The 19500-nt window shown below is 67.0% G+C and carries 11 protein-coding genes; 4 read left to right on the top strand and 7 right to left on the bottom strand.

Annotation, left to right across the window (positions count from 1 at the left end; all coding sequences use genetic code 11):
- Position 1: 1 nt before the first annotated feature.
- From HV681_RS08460 to HV681_RS08440, 5 genes are read right to left on the bottom strand one after another with little or no spacing between them, the layout of a single operon-like run.
- Positions 2-661, bottom strand: a complete 660-nt coding sequence (locus tag HV681_RS08460) for a tetratricopeptide repeat protein (RefSeq protein ID WP_437340375.1) — start codon at positions 659-661, stop codon at positions 2-4.
- On the bottom strand, positions 658-1473 hold the full coding sequence (locus HV681_RS08455) for an SDR family oxidoreductase (RefSeq protein WP_175122640.1): 816 nt from the start codon (positions 1471-1473) through the stop codon (positions 658-660). The genes HV681_RS08460 and HV681_RS08455 overlap by 4 nt, the downstream gene beginning before the upstream one ends.
- Entirely contained in the window at positions 1470-2141 is a 672-nt protein-coding gene (locus HV681_RS08450) for an iron-containing redox enzyme family protein (protein ID WP_175122639.1), read from the bottom strand. The genes HV681_RS08455 and HV681_RS08450 overlap by 4 nt, the downstream gene beginning before the upstream one ends.
- On the bottom strand, positions 2138-3631 hold the full coding sequence (locus HV681_RS08445; protein WP_175122638.1) for an AMP-binding protein: 1494 nt from the start codon (positions 3629-3631) through the stop codon (positions 2138-2140). Before HV681_RS08445 ends, HV681_RS08450 begins: the two co-directional genes overlap by 4 nt.
- The gene (locus HV681_RS08440) at positions 3628-4254 is read right to left on the bottom strand and encodes a thermostable hemolysin (RefSeq protein ID WP_175122637.1); all 627 of its coding nucleotides are present in this window, start codon (positions 4252-4254) and stop codon (positions 3628-3630) included. Before HV681_RS08440 ends, HV681_RS08445 begins: the two co-directional genes overlap by 4 nt.
- A gap of 125 nt (positions 4255-4379) precedes the next feature.
- Here HV681_RS08440 and HV681_RS08435 point away from each other — a divergent pair, with 125 nt between their 5' ends.
- From HV681_RS08435 to HV681_RS08420, 4 genes are all read left to right on the top strand, one after another.
- A complete protein-coding gene (locus HV681_RS08435) occupies positions 4380-5051 on the top strand; it encodes a response regulator (RefSeq protein WP_175122636.1) in 672 nt (223 codons plus the stop codon).
- Positions 5048-6406 (top strand): ATP-binding protein, encoded by a 1359-nt coding sequence (locus tag HV681_RS08430; protein WP_175122635.1) that lies wholly within the window; start codon positions 5048-5050, stop codon positions 6404-6406. Before HV681_RS08435 ends, HV681_RS08430 begins: the two co-directional genes overlap by 4 nt.
- 83 nt (positions 6407-6489) lie before the next feature.
- Positions 6490-8571, top strand: a complete 2082-nt coding sequence (locus HV681_RS28160) for a tetratricopeptide repeat protein (protein WP_175122634.1) — start codon at positions 6490-6492, stop codon at positions 8569-8571.
- A gap of 359 nt (positions 8572-8930) precedes the next feature.
- Positions 8931-12287: an autotransporter outer membrane beta-barrel domain-containing protein gene (locus HV681_RS08420; RefSeq protein ID WP_175122633.1), complete on the top strand. Its 3357-nt coding sequence runs from the start codon at positions 8931-8933 to the stop codon at positions 12285-12287.
- A gap of 80 nt (positions 12288-12367) precedes the next feature.
- Here the strand turns inward: HV681_RS08420 and HV681_RS08415 are convergent, their stop codons facing one another.
- Positions 12368-13108 carry a hypothetical protein gene (locus tag HV681_RS08415; RefSeq protein WP_254594920.1) on the bottom strand — a complete coding sequence of 247 codons (741 nt, stop codon included), beginning with the start codon at positions 13106-13108 and terminating at the stop codon, positions 12368-12370.
- 75 nt (positions 13109-13183) lie between these two features.
- Entirely contained in the window at positions 13184-19279 is a 6096-nt protein-coding gene (locus HV681_RS08410; RefSeq protein WP_175122632.1) for an autotransporter outer membrane beta-barrel domain-containing protein, read from the bottom strand.
- Positions 19280-19500 lie beyond the last annotated feature (221 nt).

Below are 19500 nucleotides of genomic sequence, written 5' to 3'. Positions count from 1 at the left end.
TTCAGCGGGCCGCCTTCAGCAGCGTGCGCACTTCCTCCCGCCGGCCCTCGTCAGCCACTTCGCGACCGGGCCGGGGCGGCGCTTTCAACGCCTTTTCCAGGTAAGGAACCGCCTCCGACTTGCGGTTCCGGTACACCAGGTAATCCGCATAGAAGTAGTTCGGGTCTATGCCGTCCGGGTTGATGACCAACGCCTGCTGCAACAACGCCTCTGCACGCTTGTTGTCGCCAAAGCCCACCGGCCAGCCGGGCACCTTGTAATACAGCACGCCCAGGCTGTTCAGCGCAGACCCGTCCAATGCCTTGCTGTCGATCTGAATCGCGGTTTCGTATTCGGCCTTGGCCTGTTTCGCCAGGCTAAGCGCGCCCATGCCGCCTTTGGCGCCAGCCCACGAGCTCAGGATGATGCCCTCCCAGATATGCGGTTCGGCCTTGTTGACGTAACGCTGCGTCAGGTCGTGGGCCTGCTTGGACAATGCCTCGAAGCGCTTGGCGCGATCATCGGGCGGGGTCTTGTATTGAATGTCCGCCCAGCCACTTTGAAGCTCGCGGATGCCCTGGTCCATTTCGGCAGGAGCCGCCACGGCAAGGGTGGAAAACAGACACGCCATGCCCGCCAGCACGCCGGCGGCCGCATTGTGCAAGCCAGAATTCAAGTTCATGACTGGGCTCCAGTAGGAAATTTCAACGACATCAATGCGCGACGATGCTTTGCAAACGCGCCATCGAACCATTCAGGACAAAGACCATTCAACCGCGCCGCGACAGATTCGATTCCGCCCGCAAAGCCTTGGCGCGATTCGCGTTGCAGCATGCGCGATACGGCTTGCGCGATCTCTTCCGGGCTATCACTGGCCGAATCGGTCTCCTTGTTGAACGCCAGGACCTCGGCCGAGTTGAACGGCGTGTCGATCGCCCGCGGCGCGTAGTACTGCACCCGGACGGACGAGTCGGCCAGTTCGCGGCGCAAGGCTTCGGAGTACATCCGAAGCGCGGCCTTGCTTGCCGCATAGGCGGAAAACCCCGGCACGCCCAGGCTGCCCAGCGTCGATCCGATGTTCAGCACCTGTGCGCGCGGCTGCGCCAGCAAGAGCGGCAGCATGCCGGCAGTCAGCATCATGGGCGCGACGACATTCGTGTCCATAAGCTGGCGCAGCGCTTCGGTCTGCAGGGACTGCGCCGGCCCGAACGCGGCTAGCGCCGCATTGTTGATGAGCACGTTGGCATTGCGGGCGCCGGCTGCATCGATGACCGCATTGCGGCCGGCGTCGGTGGTCACATCCACCACCAGCGCGTCCACGCGTGCCCGATCGCGCGCGCCGGCGCTCAGCGACTGCGCCAGCGCCAACAACGGCGCTTCGCTGCGCCCGACCAGCAGCAGGCTCGCGCCTTCGTCGAAGAGCCGGCGCGCAATCGCGCTTCCGAGGCCGCCCGCGGCGCCCGTCAACACGACGGAGGCATCGCGCGGGCTCATGCGCCTTGTCCTTGCGAAGACGAGCGCGGCAGGGAACGGAAGATCGCCCCATAAAGCCCGTAGAACATGTTGGCGGCGTGGACCACGGCGGCCCGGTCGGCATCATCGTCCAGGCGGTTGACCAGATCGGCGAAGTGCGCGGTGTGCTCCTGGTCCAGCGTGCCGTGGGACCGCAGATAGCTGAAGGCGCTTGGCGGCAGCGCCAGCGCGCGCTGGATCTGGTCGGCGGCGTTCAAGGCCAGCGTGACGCTGGTGCCCTCCAGCACGTGCACCATGCCGAAGAATCCCACCGGATTCTTTCGCGCGATGGTGTCGTAGGCGTAGGCCACCATGATTTCGGTGGCCGGCCCTGGCCCGCCGCGGCGAACCTCGTCCGCATCGTGCCCCAGCGCACGCAGGTCATTAAGGATCCAGGCATCGTGGCCGGTCTCCTCCTCGATGTATTCATCGATTGCGGGCAGCATCCACGCCAGGCGTGCCGGCATGCGCGCGCGGCACGCGTGCATCAAGGGCACGGTGTGGCTGACGTGGTGATAGGCCTCGCGCAGAAACGCCGCATAGGCGGGCCGCGCGACCTGGCCGCGCAGGCAATCCTGGATGATGGGCGTGGCCACCAGGGCCTCGCGGGCCTCGCGCGTCTGATCAAGCAACTGTTCGAAAAAGGTCATGATGGGTCTACATCAACGGTTGAGCGGTAACCCGCGGAAAAGAGATCGGCATGCAGTTCGGCGACGGCCTGCCGGCGCGGACGCCCATTCACCGTCGCCAGGCCGCTGGTGGCAGAGAACTCGGCCCGCGCGCGCATCCAGGACCCGATGCGGGCATAGTCCGGCAGCCTCTGGTTGACCTCGTCGACACACGCCTGAATGGCGCTGTCGCTGGGATTGCCCAGCGGCCAGATCACGGCGCCCAGCGCCGCCTGGCCTTCGCCCAGCACGACGCAATGGGCGATGACGCGCTGGTTCGCCAGGCGCAGCTCGACCCATTCGGGCGACACGTTGCGTCCGTATCCGGTGATCAGCACATTCTTCTTGCGACCCCGGATATGCAGAAATCCGGCGTCGTCGATGCGGCCCAGGTCGCCTGTCGGCAGCCATGCCGAGGGCATCGCGGGCTGCCCCAGGTATCCGAGCGCAAGCGCGCCGGCCACTTCGATTTCACCGTCGGCGGCCACGCGCACACGCGCATGCGGCAAGGGGCGGCCCGCCGATCCGGGACAATCCGCGCCGGGCAGATTCAGGGTCTGTACCGAGCAGGCCTCCGAAAGACCGTAGCCTTCATAGGCGGGAATTCCCAGCGTACGAGCGCTTTCCAGCAGATCCCTTCCGACTGCCGCGCCGCCCACCGCGACAAATCGCAGCGTCTCGGGGCCGAGGATTTCTGCCGACCCTAGCCAGCCCGCGTAAGCGCGCAGCATCTGCGGCAACACGATGACGCTTTGTGCGCGGCCCGCCACGAGGCCTTGATGAAACACGGCGGGGTCGAAGCGCGACGATCCCTGAAGCCCGACGTCCTTCAGCGGGTTGACGCAGATCGCCGCGCCCTCGATCAGTGGCGCGTAGACGCCAGCGATGTTCTCCAGCAAAACCGGCAAGGGCAATGCGGTGAAATGGCGGCGAATGCCAAGCGGCTGGGTGGCGGCCGCCAGACCGCTCGCCACCGCCAGCATCTCGGCCGCGCCCAGGCATACGCCTTTCGGACTGCCGGTCGACCCGGACGTAAAGGTGATCTTGGCCGTGCCAGCGGGCAACGGCACCTTGGCGAAAGCGCGCCGGAACAGCGCCGTGTGACCCTGCCATTGCGCGGCAATCTCAAAGCCGAACGCCTGCAACATGGGCTGCAATGACGCAGGTCCGACGACGGCGTTCACCCCTGCGGCATCCAGGGTCTCGCGCCACTGGCCCGGCGTGAAGAACAGCGGCAGGGGCACGTGCACCACGCCCGCCTGAAGGCAGGCCAGATCCAGCACGATCCACTCAAGGCCGTTGTCCATCAGCGAGGCAACGACCGTCGCTTCCCGCGCCGCGAGGCTTTCGGCAAGCTTGTCCACACGGGCGGTGAGCGCGGCGTAATCCGGCCCCTCGGCCGGCGTCTGGACCGCCAATGCACGAGCACGCGCGGGGTCTTTCAACAGTGCAAAGAAATCGGACACGTTCATACGTCCATCTCCGGAAGCCGGCCAAGAATGGCTTTGAGCCGCCCCGCGAACACCGTCGGCGCATGCGCGTAGTAATTGCCCCAGTCCTTGCGCTCGGCTTCGTTCAGATGGTCCGAAGTTGCCGCCGAGATCGGCTGATGCGCCAGCCCCATCCGCCGGAACAGATGGTGCAATTCGATGGTGAGCGTGCTGACCGCCCAATCAAAGCCCTCGGCGTGCAGATGCCTTGCCAGGAGCGGCACCAGCAATCTGCCGCCGCCGGGACGCACAGCGGCGAACTGCCCGGCTTCAACGATGAGACGGCGCGCAACAGGCGCGCCTTGATCGCGCAGGTATTGCTCGATGGGCGCGGACAGATAGCGCTCCAGAAAAAGCGGATCGCTCGCGCTGCGATAGCCCGCCGCCGCCAGGATCTCGCCGTCGCGCTGCACGCTGACCAGCGTGGGCAGCCACTCGGTCAGCCGGGCGCCGAAGCGCTGTTGATAACGTTGGTGAATGTAGGTCTCGATCCGCGCGCGCATCGGATCCTCGAGGGGGTGGACGTGCAGCGTTGCGGGCATGGGCCGGGGCTGCGCGGCCATCGCCGTCCAGGCGGACGGGGCGAAACATTTGTTGTGGGGCATGCGGTATTCCATGCTTAGGAACTGATTTTCCCGATACGATGGAGCGCAGCTTAGGCATGGAACCTTAATGAGAAATTAACCGCCGCGCGGTGCTAATCTCAGCGCTGCACGGCGAGAGACGACAAATGAGAATTCTCATCATCGAAGATGACCCCCTCATTGGTGATGGCCTGAAGTCCGGCTTACGGCTTCTGGGCTATGCGGTCGACTGGTTCTCGAGCAGCCGGGAAGCAGATCAGGCGATCAGCGTCGTGCATTACGACGCCGTCGTTCTCGATCTCGGGCTGCCGGGAGAAGACGGCGTGTCTCTGCTCAACCGCTGGCGCCGCGATGGCCGCACCATGCCAGTTGTCATCCTGACGGCGCGCGAGGCGGTTTCAAGCCGCATCGCGGGCCTGGATGCCGGCGCGGACGATTACCTCATCAAACCCATCACTCTGGATGAACTGGCGGCACGCCTGCGCGCGGTGACGCGGCGCGTCGCCGGCAAGCCCGAGCCCGTCTGGCGTCATGGCGATCTTGACTACCACCCTGCCCTGCATGAAGTGCATTGGAAAGGCCAGAAGGTGGACCTCACGACGCGCGAAGCCCTGCTGCTGGAATTGTTCCTCACGCATCCCAATCGCGTGCTGACGCGCGATTTCATCCGCGACAAGCTTTACGACTGGGATGCCGAGCTCGAAAGCAATGCGCTTGAGGTGTTCGTGCACCATCTGCGCAAGAAGATTCACCCGAAAATCGTGCGCACCGTGCGGGGTTCGGGTTACGCGCTGGGCCAGGTGGAAGCCGAGTCATGACATTGCAACGCCGCCTGATCATTGCCGTACTGCTTGCGGCGCCATTCGCGTGGCTCGTCACCATCGCAGGCACGTACTGGCGCGCCGCCCACGAGATCAACGAGCTCTATGACACCGACATGGTGCGCCTGGCGCAACAGACGATCGCGATATCGGCGCTGATCCCGCCCTCCACCCAGACACAGCCTGCGCGCGCCCAATTGCCCGCATCGGGCACAGCGGGCGATGCTGGTCTTGGCGATCTTTCGGTGGCCATATGGCGCGGCGCGCAGGCCCCTCTGGTGCTGGATCCCGAAGCCATGCAGTTTCCCCGCAACGAAGACCGCGAAGGGTTTGCGGAAAGCATCGTCAACGGGGAACCCTGGCGGCTCTTTTACCTGGACGATCCATCCGGCCCGACGCGGGTCGCCGTGGGACAGCGCATCGGAGAACGCGACGACCTGGTGATCGCCTACGTGGCGGGCCAGATCCTGCCCTGGCTGTTGGGCCTGCCGGTGCTGATCGGGCTGCTGATCTACGCGGTGCGCCAGGCGATGTCCCCCGTGCGCAGGCTATCGTCCGAACTGGAACGACGCAGCCCGGACGACGCCAAGCCCCTGCCGCTGTCCGGCGTGCCGGGCGAACTCACGCCGCTGGTGACTTCCATGAACGGCTTGCTTGCGCGGGTCGGTACGCTGATCGAGCAAGAGCGCCGGCTGACCGCGGATGCCGCGCACGAGCTGCGCACGCCGCTGGCCGCGGTGCGGGCGCAATGGGATGTGATGCAGCGCACGCGAGACCCGGACGCGCTGCGCGAGGCGCAAACCAGCGTGACGCGCGGGATGGAGCGGCTGGACCGGCTGGTATCGCAGTTGCTGACGATGGCGCGATTGGACAATGCCAGTCACACCGACTTCGGCGGCTCCGTTGACTGGCGCACCGTGGCCAAGCAGGCCGTCAGCGACTGCCTCTGGATCGCCAACCGGCGGGACGTGGACATCGCGGTGGAATGGCCCGAGCCGGGCGTCCTGCCGCTGCCCATGGCGGGCGATGCCGACGCCCTGGTCATCATGCTGAAGAACATCCTGGACAACGCCATCCGGTACGGCCCGCGCCATGGCCGGGTGCGCCTGGCCTTTTCTCCCTCGGAGATCTCGGTCGACGACCAGGGGCCGGGCGTCGCGCCCGAAGTGTTGCCGCGGCTGGGCGACCGGTTTCTGCGCGCCGCCGGCAACGAGGAAGCCGGCAGCGGCCTGGGCGTCTCCATTGCCCGCCGCATCGCCCACGCGCACGGGATGCGCATTGCCTTTGCCATGCGCGATGCGGAAAGCGACTTCGGCCCGGGCTTGCGGGTCACGATACGCCGCGGCGCGTAGATGGCAAGCCCGCGCGAAGGCACTAGAATCTGCGCTTCACATTCCCCTTCAGGCCGCCCTGAGCGGCGGCCGCCGGTCTCACCATGGCCCCCAAGCCCGCACCGCCCACGCCGACGACAGGCGAGCTGCTTTCCCTGCCTGAAGCCCTGCGACAGGCCCATGCCCACTGGAGCGCCGGGCAGGCGGCCCAGGCGGAAATCCTCTGCCGGCGCATTCTGGCCGCGTCGCCCGGACAGGCCGATGCCTCCCATCTGCTGGGCCTGATCGCGCATACGCACGGCCAGCCCGCGCTGGCGCTCGACCTGCTGCGGCACGCTTGCAAGACAGACGCCGCGCCCGCGGTCTACTTCGGCAACCTGGCCGAAATCTGCCGGCAGCAAGGCCTGCTCGCTGAAGGCGAGGCCGCCGCGCGCCATGCCACGCAACGAGAACCCGGGCTGGTCATGGCGTGGAACAACCTGGGCATCATCCTGCAGGAGTCCGGGCGCCACGCCGACAGCGTCGATTGCCTTGAGCGGGTGGCGGAACTTCAACCGCACAGTCCGGAAGCCCTCAACAACCTCGGCAACGCATACACGGGCGTGAATCGCCTGGACGAAGCGCGCCAGCGCTACACCCAGGCGCTCGCATTGCGCGGCGACTACGCCGAGGCGCACAGCAATCTAGCCTTCGTGCTGCGCGAACTAGGCGATTACGACGCCGCGGCAAACGCCGGGCAGCGCGCCATCGAATGCAACCCGCGCCTGGCGAACGCGTACATCAATCTGGCGGAAATCGAAGCGGCGCGGTCGCGGCCCGCGACAGCGATGCAATGGACCGAAGCGCTGCTGACCTTCGCACCCAGCCACCCGCAGGCGCTTGAACTGCGCACGCGTTTGCGGACGGCATGCGGCTTGCAGGCTGCAACAGCCGAAGTGCTGGCGGCGTCAACGGACGCGGCGCCAGTTGGGGCACACCCGGGCGCACCGGGCGCACCGGGCGCAGCAGCCGCCCCAGGCGCTGCGCTGGCGCAAGACTTGGATGACTTGGCACGCCGCGTCCGCGATCTGCTGACTGAGCGACAGAGCGCCGAAGCCGAGCGGCTACTGCGCGAGAACATGGACCCGCGCGGCGCGCCCGCCGTACTTTGGCGCCTTCTCGGTCTGGCAGTGAAATTTCAAGGGCGCGTTCAGGAAGCCGCTGACATTCAGGCCATGCTCGCGACAGCCATGCCCGGCAACCTGTCCGCCCGATTCGACCTGGCCGAAACGCGCTTGCTGCAAGGGGATTTCGAGCGCGGCTGGACGGAATACCGTTGGCGCTACAGCCTTTCCCATACCGCGGCGATGGACCGCAAGGTGCAGCGGCCGCGCTGGGACGGCAGCCGCATCGATGGCCAGACGCTGCTCATTCATGACGAGCAGGGGTACGGCGACACGCTGCAATTCATGCGCCTGATCGACGCGGCCCGGACCCGCAGCGGCGCGCGCGTCGTGCTGGAAGTCCATCCCGACCTGCTGTCCTTTGCCCGGCGCCTCGTCGGCCCGGACGCCTTCCCGCGCGGACAGATACCCCCGCCGTTCGACCAGCACTGCGAACTGATGTCCCTGCCCATGGCGATCGGCCTGCGCATGGCCGACCTGCCGGGCCAGGTCGGCTACCTGTCGGCCGATGCGGCCCGCGTCGAGAAATGGCGCAAGCGGCTGGCCGGCTTGCCACGGCCATGGGTGGCGCTGGCCTGGGCAGGCAGACCCACGCATTCGAACGACGCCAACCGGTCTCTTGCCTTGGCGGATATGGTGCCCCTCGCCGTGCCCGGCATCACGTACCTGGCCATCCAGAAAGGCCCTGCCGCGGCCCAGGCCGCCACGGCCCCGGCCGGCATGAACATCGTGCCGCTGGATGCCGAGATCGCCGACTTCGAGGACACCGCCGCGATCCTGTCCCTGGCCGATCTGCTCGTCTCGGTCGACTCCTCGCCCGTGCATCTGGCCGGCGCATTGAATCGGCCCGCCTGGGTGCTGCTGCCTTTCCTGCCCGACTGGCGCTGGCTGTTGCAGCGGTCCGACTCCCCCTGGTATCCGTCGCTGCAATTGTTTCGCCAGCCCGCGCCGGGCGATTGGAAGCGGGTCATGCACGACGTGGGGCAGGCGCTGGCCACCCGGTTTCACCGCGGCCAGGCATGAACATGCGGGCGCAACCGGCGCCCAAGCCGGCGCGCCCGAAGTATCAACCGGAAAAAGGCCTGAATTTCGGCATTATTGCGGCCTTTGAGACCGCGGCATCGCCAGTAATGTGCGGGGTGAGATAGTACGCCCCAGCAAAAGGCCGCCTGTCTAGCCTCATACCCTGGCACCGGCCGCGCGGATAGTCCATAGCTCCAACGGTTGCCGCACATTCCAACCGAAATCGCCCCAGGCGGGAGCTTGCCTTGAAGCTGAAACACCGAAAAAAACGTACACCTTCTTTTCCCGTGGCATCCGCGCGAGCCGGCTCGAGGGCGGCGCCTGCCCGGTCGACGCAAATTCTGTCGGGTGTTTCCCTCGTGGCCGCCAGCCTGCTTCCCGGCATGGTCCATGCCGCGGGGTGCGTCGCGCTTAACTACTCGGGCAACTCGACCGTTGTAGGCGCCGTTGATTGCATCGATTGGACGAAAGGCAACATTACGATCACGGGTTTTGGAAGCCTTTCCGGCACCGACATCGGTCTGCACGCCGCCAACACCACCCCTGGCTCCTTACTGACGAACTCCGGCACCATCGTTGGCACACTGGCGGGCCTGCAGAACGACGGCGTTCTGGATCAGGTGCAAAACAATGGCTTGATCTGGTCCACCGGAACGGGCGTCACCGTGGCCGGCATTCGGAATACAGGGTCCGGAAGCATCACCAGCGTGGTCAACAACACGGGCGGCTCCATCGCCGGCGCACGTGCGGGGATCTTCAATGAGGGCAGCATCGCCACGATCAGCAATGACGGGATGATCAGCAGCAACAGTTCCTTCGGAGGGACGATTGCAGCCATCTGGAACGACGGCGGAACGATCACCAACCTGACCAACACCGGCGCCTTGCAAAGCGCCAAGATCGGCGGTTTCCTCTCGGGGTTCGGTGTGGTCACCGAAAATGGCGCCATCGAAACGCTGCAAAACGATGGGACCATCGTAGGTCAGCTAGGCATCCTGGCCCAGGACAACGCCCGGTTAGGCACGCTCACGAATTCCGGGACCATCTCTGGCGACATCGCAGGCATCTTCATGGATGCCAGCACGGCGGGCACCATCACCAACACGGGCCTGATCGTGGGTGCGCCCGGCAGCGCCATGGGCGGGTCGTTCGATACCGGCATCTACCTGTCCCGAGCCAGCAGCGTAAGCCTGCTCGCCAATAGCGGCACCATCACCGGCCGGAATGCGGCGATCCAGCTCGATAGCAACAGCTATATCAGTACGATCACCAACAGCGGCCTCATCGCGGGCGACCTGACCTCCGCCAGCGCCATCCCCCTCGTCATCGCAGGCGGCAGCGGCAACGTCTTCGGCACCCTTACCGGCGTGAGCGGCGGCCTCGGCGTGGCCGACAAAGGCCTCATCAAGGTAACGGGTGCAAACCTGGTGTTTTCGCGCGGAAACCTGCTGCTGAACAACGACATCGCTGCGGTGGGCCGTTCCGTCATCAACACCGGCGCGACCCTTCAGATCAACAACCCCATCACCGTCACGGGCGACTATTCGCAGACCGGCGGCGGACTGGCCTTCAATGTCGTCGACACCAGCAGCTATGGCTACCTGGACGTGAACGGCTCGGCGGCCATCAGCAGCGCGGCGATCAGCCTGGACGGCACGGGTTTGGCCAATGGCCAGTCCTACACGGTCGTGCGCCCGACCGGGTCCGGCACCTATGCCAACAACACGGCTTTCGTCTCCACCAACAACGGCCTGCTCGCCCAACTGAGCGACGTGAACGGCGCGCTGACCGTGACCATCGCGCCTGACGCCCAGACCCACTACTGGGACGGCGCCAACACCGTGGCCGACGGCACGATTGCCGGCGGCTCCGGCACCTGGACGGCCAACGGCAAGAACTGGACCTCGACCGATGGCGCCGCCAACGGCCAGCTCGACCTGACCGACGTGCGGCCCGTGTTCAGCGGCGCGGCGGGCACCGTGACGGTCGACGCCAGCCACGGCGCAATCGCCGTGAACGGCATGCAGTTCTCCACCGATGGCTACCGCGTCACCGGCGACGCCATCGGGCTGACGGCGGCCACCTCGGCCATCGAGGTCGATGCCAACGCCACTGCCATCATCGATTCCAAGCTGACCGGCAGCGGCGCGCTGGCCAAGACCGGCAGCGGCATGCTGATCCTGAACGGCGTGAACACCTACTCGGGCGGCACCTCGGTGACCGCGGGTACGCTGGAGATCGGTGATGCCGCGCATCCCACCGCCAGCATCCTGGGCGACGTGGCCGTCGGCAGCGCAGGCACGCTGCGCGGACACGGCTCCATCGGCGGCAATGTGACCAACGACGGCGTCGTGCGTCCGGGCGGCTCCATCGGCACACTGACGATCCTGGGCAATTACACGCAGTCCCCGACCGGTACGCTGTTCATCGACGTCAGCCCCACCACGGCTTCGCAACTGAAGGTGAGCGGCACCGCCACCCTGGCCGGCACGCTGAACGTGCTGTACGGCCCGGGCACCTACAGCGCGACGTCCTTCCGCATCGTCGACGCGGCCAGCGTCACCGGCCGTTTCGCGTCCGTGACCAGCAACGCGCCGGCCGAACTGGCGCAAAGCGTGCAGAACCTGGCCGACGGCAGCACCCTCACGCTGGCCGCCAGCGGCACGGATACTGGCGGTGGCACGGATACCGGCGGCGGTACGGACACCGGCGGCGGCGCCGACACCGGCGGCGGCACGGACACTGGCGGCGGGACCGTCGTCATTGCCCCCACCAACGCCACGATCTTCGGCGCGGTCGCCTCGGCCGCCATCCGCGAAGGCCAGCGCGTGAACGACACGCTGCTCGCGCGCCTGGGCCAGGATTGCGCCGACGCCGCGACGCCCGCCAATTGCGCGCGCCCCGGCCGCCAAGCCTGGGCCCAGATCGTCTCCAACAGCGTCAACGTGCGCGGCAACGACGACGCGCCCAGCTACAAGGATCGCCATTACGGCTTTCTGGCCGGCCTGGATCAGCAGGTTGGCGCGTGGACGCTGGGCGTCGCGGGCGGCTATAGCCACGTCGATGTGACCGAAGACGAGGCAAGCGGCAAGATCGACACCCTGCGCATCGCAGGCTACGGTAGCCGCCGCCTGGGTGCGGTCACCATCGCCGCGACGGTCGGCGCCGCCTACGACTTTCTCCAGACGCGCCGGTCCTTCCCCGGCCCGGGCAAGGCCCGGGGCGACTCGGACGGCCAGGAGATCACGGCCGGCCTGCAAGCCAGCCTGCCCCTGGCTGCCGGCCCGCTCTCGATCACGCCGCGTCTCGGCCTGCGCTATCAATACCTGCACACCGAACGCTTCAGCGAAACTGGTTCGACCAGCCAGAACCTGGATGTCGGCGCCCAGGACTTCAACAGCCTGCAGCCCTATGCGCAACTCGTCGTGGGCCTGCCCTTCAGCATGAAGTCGGACAAGCCTGCCGTCGTCGAGGCCCGCGTCGGTTACGCCTACGAAACCCTCGACACCAACCGCGAGTTCCGTGCTACGGCGAGCGACGGCACCGGCTTCACGCTGCCCGGCGTGGCGCCTTCGCGCGGCATGTTCTCTGCGGGCCTGGGCCTGACGCTGCCCGTCAGCAAGGCCATGGACCTGACCGCCAGCTACGACCGCCTGTTCGACACCGGCAACGTGTCGGGACAGACGTTCCAGTTGCAAGCGTCGTACCGGTTCTAAAGCGCGGCGGCATTCGGGATTTCAGCCGCCCCGGCAAGCAACAAGGCCCACGCAATCGCGTGGGCCTTGTTGCTTTGAACTCAGGCAAATTCCCGCTTCGCCGTCCGCCGGCTCCGTCGGCGATACCACCACGTCAGCCCTGCCCATATCAGCGCCCACGCGCCCAAAATCGCGGCATAGAACGGCCAGAAAATGAAGGTGGAAACGTCATCCCACCCCGGCGCCGTACGCTTCAACCCGATGGGCGCGCTGATCTCCAGTTCGATCTGCTCGCCTTGAAGCGCTGGTCCGGCCTCTTCCACCGTGAAGGTCAGATCCGACGCCCCCTTTGCCAGCATCGGAAAGCCCGGCGCGGTCTCAAGCTGCGTGCCGTCGGCATGGCTTTCAGGCCAGAGCTTGCGATAGAAATGCGTAGCGCTGGCGCCACTGCGCGGCGCCGCGCTCACCACGATGTCCAGCCCCTTGCCATCGCGCACACGGATTCGCACCGGCTCTCCGGGATTGACGTTGCGCGGCTTCGCGTCCGGCGCACCGACGCGCGTCGCGGGTTCTCCCAGTTCAGGTCGGTCCCGGCCCATCGGACCACCGAATCGCGCCTCCATCCACAGCGGCGCTTCGCGGATGCGGTAAACCTCGGCCCGCGCCGTCTGGCCGGCCATCAGCATGATGGGCGTCAGCGTCGCGTCGGCGGACGGTATGTAACGCCCCATACCAAATGCAAACCACACCGTGGCGGCCAGCCAAAGCCCCCAACCCACCGCCAACGACATTTTGAAAATCGCGCGCCACATATCAAGACTTCCCGGATTTGCGAGCGTCACAGGGTACCTGATCTGAAGCGGGCAGTTTGACGCGCAGAGGCGGGCTGCATGCAGACAAGCCCGGCGCCCCGCGCGTCAAAACGGCACCATGACCTTCAACGTCCCGCTGTTGCTGCGCACCCGCTCCGAAAACTGGCCGTCGTACTGCAGCCGGAAATCCACGCCCCCTGCCCGTGCCACATGCAGGCCCGCGCCCACCTTACCCACGACGTTGTCAATGGGCAGCGACGTGTCGAACGATCCCGTGCCGGCCGGCGCGCCGCGCAGGCGGGCGGTCGACGTCCAATCGTCCTTGGACAGGAAAGACACACCCGCGTACACGAACGGCCGCAGGATGGCGCCGTTGGGCAGCTCGGCGCGGCCGCCGAATTCGATCATCGGCGACAGCCCCAGGATGAACTGGTCGCTGCTGTCGACCGACAGGGCCAGCGGATTCGAGCCGGACTCCTTGTATCCCGGCATGCGGGTATAGCTGGCATCGAAGTCCAGGTAGGGCTTCACATACATCTTGTCGAACGCGAACGTGCGCGCGGCGCGCAGACGGGCGTTGAAGCCATAGACATCGGGACGGCTGGTCAGCGTGTCCTGGTATCCCGCGATGCCGATGTTGCGATCCATGCGATAGCCGCCGTAGCCGCCGCCCACCGCCGCCGAGAACACCCACTGGCCTTGCTCGCGCTTGACCACCGCGCCGACGTAGCCGCTGTCGCCATTGCCTCGCACTCCGCCGTCAGAAGCGCGCACCTTGCTGTTTTCGTAGGCCATCGAGCCGCCGACGAACCAGCCCGGGCTGACTTCACGCTGGCCGCCGAACTGATAGGTCACCGTGTCGTAGTCAAAGCCCGCCGTGCCCTTGCTGCCGTCCTGGTTGGTGTAGCGGCCCGTGACCTGGCCCCAGAAGCAGTTCTGCTCGCCGGTAAAGGCATCGACGCCGGTGAACGTGGGGCACGACATCATCGCGCCGGTGAATTGCCCCAGGTTGGCGGCCGACTGCACCGCCGGGGCGGCCGTCACGCCCGGAGACAGGCTGGCCACGCTGTCCCGGTAAGCGCCCGCGCCCTGGCGCGATATCTGGTCCAACTGCCCGAACAGCGGCGCCAGCGCAGCATTGCCGCCGGCATCCCAGATGCGCTGAAGCTGAGCCGCGACCTGCCGCTGGTTGGACTTCAGGCCCATCGACGGCGCATTGAAGTCCGCCCCCGCCACGCGGATGCGCGTGGTCTGGCCGACCTGGCGGGTGGCGTAATCGAAGACCGGACTGTCCACGGCATCCACGCTGCCTTGGGATTCGCCTTGCACCGTCAGCACCGTCAACTCGCGGTCCGGCAGCAGCGCGGCGGCAAGCACGTCGACCTTGCCGTTCAGATCGCCGTTGCCCTGCACCACCATCTGCGACGCGCGCATCTGGTCGAAATCCACGTCGGCGCGCAGGACGCCGCTTTGCGACTGCTTGAAATCGCCGCTGACGGTCAGGGTCTGGAACTGGCCCGGCGAGCCGATCACGACCAGCCCCGAGTTGGTGACGTTGGCCTGGTAGGCCACCGCCGCGTCGACCACACCGCCCGACTGCACGATGTAGTTGCAGGCGTCATAGGAATCCGTGTTGCCGCAATACACGTTGCCGGAGACGGTGCCGTAGACGTTGAAGGTGAGGAAGGATCCGGCCGCCGTGGAGGAATCGCCATTGAACGTCAACGCCGTGTTGGACAACGCACTGAGCGAACCGCCCGCATTGACGTTCACCACGTTGTTGCGCCCGCCCAATATCCACACGCCTTTGCCGCTGTTCGTGCCGCCCGCCACGCTGCCGTTGATATTGACCGTGACGCTCTGTTCGCTTTGCCCGCCCTGGCTCTGCGCCATGATGCCGGTCGAGTCCGACCCCGTCGCGCTCAGTGTCCCGCTCTGGTTGACGGTCACGCTGCCTGCATTGCCCGTGCTGCCGCCCACCGACCCGGCAAAGCCGCCTTGCGGTCCGCCGGCCAGCCCGCCGCCGCCACCGATCGACTGCGCGATGATGCCGTAGGAATTGGCGCCCGACGTCGAAAGCCGTCCGTTGTAGGACACCGACACGTTGCCGGCGGTACCGGAACTGAATGCGGTGGGCAGGAACCCGGCCGAGTTCGTGGTGATGAGTTTCGTCGTGTCGCCCAGGATGCCGCCGCCATCTGCGATGGACTGCGCCACGACGCCGTGCGCGCCGGCGCCATGCGTGTTCAGGGTGTATTGCAGGTCCAGGGTTACCGCGCCGCTGTTGGCATTGCCGCCGCCCAGCACCGTCGCGCCCACGCCGGTCGCCGTGCCGGACGACACGATCCCGCCGCCGCCGCCGATCGACTGCGCGATGACGCCGATGGCCCGGTCGCCATAGGTGTTCACGTTCAGGCCGGTGGACGCGTTGATCGAACCGCCCGCACCGCCAAGGCCGTTGCTGCCCGCGTGCAGGCTGAACTGCTGGCTGCCGGGATTGGCGGCCGATGCCGTGCTGCCGGCCATCGCAATGCCGCCGCCGCCCCCGATCGACTGCAACACCAGTCCGTGCGCGCTGTCGCCGGTGGTCTGGATGGAGGCATAGCTGCCGCTGGTCACCGTGATGCCGCCGCCCGATCCTCCACCGCCACCCGTGGCCCCGACGCGCAGCGAACCATGCGCCAACGGCGATCCGGTGGCGCCCATGCCGCCGCCGCCGCCGATGGACTGCATGACGATGCCCATGGCGCCATAGCCGGCCGTGTTGAAGCTGTTGGTGCCGTTGCCGTTCAGGAACGCCACGATGCTGTTGCCCGCCCCGCCGCTTCCGCCCGAACCGCCCACGGAAATCGACACGTTGGACGAAGAGATGCTTGAAGACGCGGTCGATGCGCCGCCCGCCCCGCCTCCGCCACCGATGGATTGCAGCACCGCAGCGTCGGCGTAGTCGCCGAACGTGTTCGTGGAAGCGCCGATGCTCGCGGCGTTGGAAGTGGTTCCAATCGCGCCGCCATTGCCCCCGGCGCCGCCGTTGCCGCCCACTGACACGTTGAACTGATACGTCGTGCCGGAATCGCCCAGCGATTCCGACGAATTGTTCTCGCTGGTTCCGCCGACCACACCGCCCAGGCCTCCCGAGCCGCCAATGCTTTGCACCAGCAGCCCGTCCGCATCCGCGCCATGCGTGGTGACGTTGCCATCGCTGTTCAGGTTGATCGAACCACCGTAGCCGCCGCCGGAACCGCCACGACCGACGGACACGGTGCCTCTGACATCGGTCGAGCCGTCTTCGCTTTCGCTATTGACGGCAAGGCCCACCTGACCGCCTTGCGATGCGCCGCCACCGCCACCGATGGACTGCACCAACACCGCGCGCGCGCCGTCGCCGTGCGTGACGATCGTGCTGGCAGGATCGATGGTGAGCGCCGCCGTGCCGCCCTGCCCGCCCGCGCCGCCGCTGCCGCCCACGTTCGCCGTGATGGATACGTTGGCGTCCACATTGGGACTGCGGCCTGTGGCCGAGCCCACGCCGCCCGCGCCCCCGCCGCCGCCGATGCTTTGCACCACCAGCGCATTCGCGGAGTCGCCCCACGTAGTGATAGTGCTGCCCGCCAGGCTGAGCGTGGCATTGCCGCCGTAACTGCCGGACCCGCCGCTGCCGCCCACCGTCGATTGCACGGTGCCGCCCACGGAGTCGCCCGTGCCGACCAGCGTCGACAGCGCCGAGGCGCTGCCGCCCAGGCCGCCGCCGCCGCCGATGGATTGCACCAGGACGCCCTGCGAGTTGGCGCCGTAGGTCGTCAAAATTGAGTTGTTGATGGCCGAGGACGCCGTGCCGCCCGCGCCGCCGCTTGCCCCGGATCCGCCCATCGCAAAGGTCACCGCAACGCCGAACGACGCATCCTCGTCCGGCACGGCGATCGCCAAGGCTTTCGCCACGGAGGCGCCGCCCGCTCCGCCCCCGCCGCCGATGGACTGCACGACCACGCCGTGCGCGTCGCCATTGGCGGTGCCCGACGATCCGGTCGTCAGGCTTGCGTTGGATACATTGCCCGCTGCGGTGCCGCCCGCCCCCCCGCTTCCGCCGGTGCCACCCACTGCGACCGACATGGCAAACCCGACGCTGGCGTCGTAGGAAGACGCTGCGCCGCCGGTCCCGCCGCCGCCGCCGATGGATTGCGACACGATGCCGTACGCATGGTCGCCGCTCGTGTTCAAGGTGTAGCCGTTCAGCCCCACGGTGGACGCGCCGCCGTTACCGCCGCCGCCGCCCTGGCCGCCGATGACGGCGACCCCGCTTGCCGCACCGCCGTCCCCACCGCCGCCACCGATGGACTGACCCAGCATCCCGATCGAGCCCGCCCCGCTGGTGCTCAGCGCACCTGACTGGCTGACGTTGACCGTGCCGCCGGACACCGCGGTGCCGCCCGCGCCGCCCAACGCGACGATGCCGCTGCTGACGCCCGCCGTTCCGCCGCCGCCGCCGATGGCCTGCGCCGAAATCCCGTGCGACGACTGCCCGGTCGTCGAGATGGACGACTGGCTGTTGATCGTGACCGAGCCGCTGGCTCCGCCGATGCCGGCATTCGCGCCCGCATTGCCGAACAGTTCGAAGTTGGCCGTGGTGGCGCCACCGATGCCGCCCATCGACTGGCCGAGAATGCCAATGGAGTAATCGTTCAACGTCTTTATGGAGCCGCCGCTGGTCGTGACCGTGACCGCGCCGCCCGCGCCGCCCGCGCCTGCATTCTCCGGCGTGAAGTCAATGATCCCGCTGCTGGTTTCGACACCGCCGCCCGTGCCACCCAGGCTGCTCGCCGAGATGCCGGTGGATTGCAGCCCATTGGTGCTGATGCTGGCACTGCCGTTCATGACGATATTGACCGTGCCGCCATTGCCGCCAACCGCGCCGTTGCTGTCTTCCCGGCCCGCGCCGCCGTTGCCGCCCTGCGTGATCACGTTGACACCGGGCACGTAATTGCCGGAGGTCGTGACCGACGATCCGCTGTTCAGCGTGACGGCCGTGGTGGTGCCGCCATTACCGCCGCCGTATCCACCGATCTCGCCGCTGGTGTTGGTGATCGTCTGCGGTCCCATGCCTCCGTTGCCGCCCAGCCCGATGACGACGATCCCGCCGGACACTTTTGACAGGCTTGCGGGCTGCACAGTCGAGGTGCTGGACACGGACACCTGGCCCGAGTTCACCACGCTCATCGCGCCGAACTGGCCGCCGGTGCCGCCGTTGTCGCTGCCGTCCTCGGACGTCATGCCGTTGCCGCCCTGGCTCAGGACATACAGGCCGCGCACGCTGCTCAGGGCCGTCCCGCTGACATTCACGGTGACCGAGCCCGTATTGGTGATGATCGTCGGATTCGAGTAATTGACCGAGCCGCCGCTGGAGCCATTGCCGTTGTATTGCCCGCCATTGCCGCTGATGGATTCCGCGCCGATGCCCCAGGCGTAACGCGACGTAGAACCGGTGACCGAAACCACCCCGGAATTCGCAATGTTGACGATATTGCTACCGCCGCCGGTGCCGCCGACCTGGTCGCCGGTGGCCGCATTGTCCTGGTTCCCGCCCGTCCCGCCGATCGTGGCGCCGTAAAGGCCTACGCCGCCGTAAGGCAGATTCACGACGCTGACGTTGCCGCTATTCGTGATGGTGACGGCAGAGCCATCACCTCCCCGCCCCCCGTTGCCCCCGCCAATCACGGTCTCGTTGGCATTCGCGCCAATGCCACCGACCGACGCGCCATAGATTCCGAACTGCGCGCCCGAATCCGCCCAGATGCCCGGCCCGCTGCCCTGCGCGCTGGAGGTCGGCGAGTTCTGGACGGTAATCGTCCCGCCGTTGTTGTTGAGGGTGATCGTGCCGCCATTGCCGCCGTTCGTGCCGTTGTTGCTGGTGTCGCTGGACCCCGCGCCGCCCGTCAGGCGAACAAAGATGCCACCCTGCGGCGCGCTGGGCTGCAACACCGCGCCGTTGTTGATCACCGTGTAGTTGCCGCCATAGCCGCCGACGTTGTCGCCGGTGCCGGCGCTGGCGGTATTGACCACGCTGACCTGCGCGCCGGCCCCGCCCTGGCTGGACGAAATGGTGCAGGTGGTGGAATTGGAGGGGTTGGTGTCGACCGATGGGCAACTCAGCGCCGCGGCCGCCGGTTGCACCATGACAAGTCCCACGGCCGTGACGGAGAGCATCTCGCGCCAATCTGGCGGACGCAGCAGCGAACGGCGCGGTTCGAGGCCCCCCAATGCAGCGGCTCTGGCTCGCAAAGGTCGCTTTGCAGTCGGCTTGCCCATCGTCATCCCCTCGGCGCAAACCCGTAACAACGGGCCGCATAAGTTTTCTGATTTTTTCGGCTTCGGGATTTTTACCAGGGACGCCTGCCTTTGCACAGCAATGTTGCACTTCGGTCAGG

The organism is Achromobacter animicus, assembly GCF_902859585.1.
In the GTDB taxonomy this organism is placed as follows: Bacteria; Pseudomonadota; Gammaproteobacteria; order Burkholderiales; family Burkholderiaceae_B; genus Achromobacter; species Achromobacter animicus.
This window is presented reverse-complemented; position numbering and strand designations above follow the sequence as displayed.

What these genes read in the sequence shown, in the direction of transcription:
- HV681_RS08460 (WP_437340375.1), bottom strand. Translation starts at nt 661, where the DNA reads ATGAACTTGAATTCTGGCTTGCACAATGCGGCCGCCGGCGTGCTGGCG.
- HV681_RS08410 (WP_175122632.1), bottom strand. Translation starts at nt 19,279, where the DNA reads ATGCTCTCCGTCACGGCCGTGGGACTTGTCATGGTGCAACCGGCGGCC.
- HV681_RS28160 (WP_175122634.1), top strand. Translation starts at nt 6,490, where the DNA reads ATGGCCCCCAAGCCCGCACCGCCCACGCCGACGACAGGCGAGCTGCTT.
- HV681_RS08455 (WP_175122640.1), bottom strand. Translation starts at nt 1,473, where the DNA reads ATGAGCCCGCGCGATGCCTCCGTCGTGTTGACGGGCGCCGCGGGCGGC.
- HV681_RS08440 (WP_175122637.1), bottom strand. Translation starts at nt 4,254, where the DNA reads ATGCCCCACAACAAATGTTTCGCCCCGTCCGCCTGGACGGCGATGGCC.
- HV681_RS08450 (WP_175122639.1), bottom strand. Translation starts at nt 2,141, where the DNA reads ATGACCTTTTTCGAACAGTTGCTTGATCAGACGCGCGAGGCCCGCGAG.
- HV681_RS08435 (WP_175122636.1), top strand. Translation starts at nt 4,380, where the DNA reads ATGAGAATTCTCATCATCGAAGATGACCCCCTCATTGGTGATGGCCTG.
- HV681_RS08430 (WP_175122635.1), top strand. Translation starts at nt 5,048, where the DNA reads ATGACATTGCAACGCCGCCTGATCATTGCCGTACTGCTTGCGGCGCCA.
- HV681_RS08445 (WP_175122638.1), bottom strand. Translation starts at nt 3,631, where the DNA reads ATGAACGTGTCCGATTTCTTTGCACTGTTGAAAGACCCCGCGCGTGCT.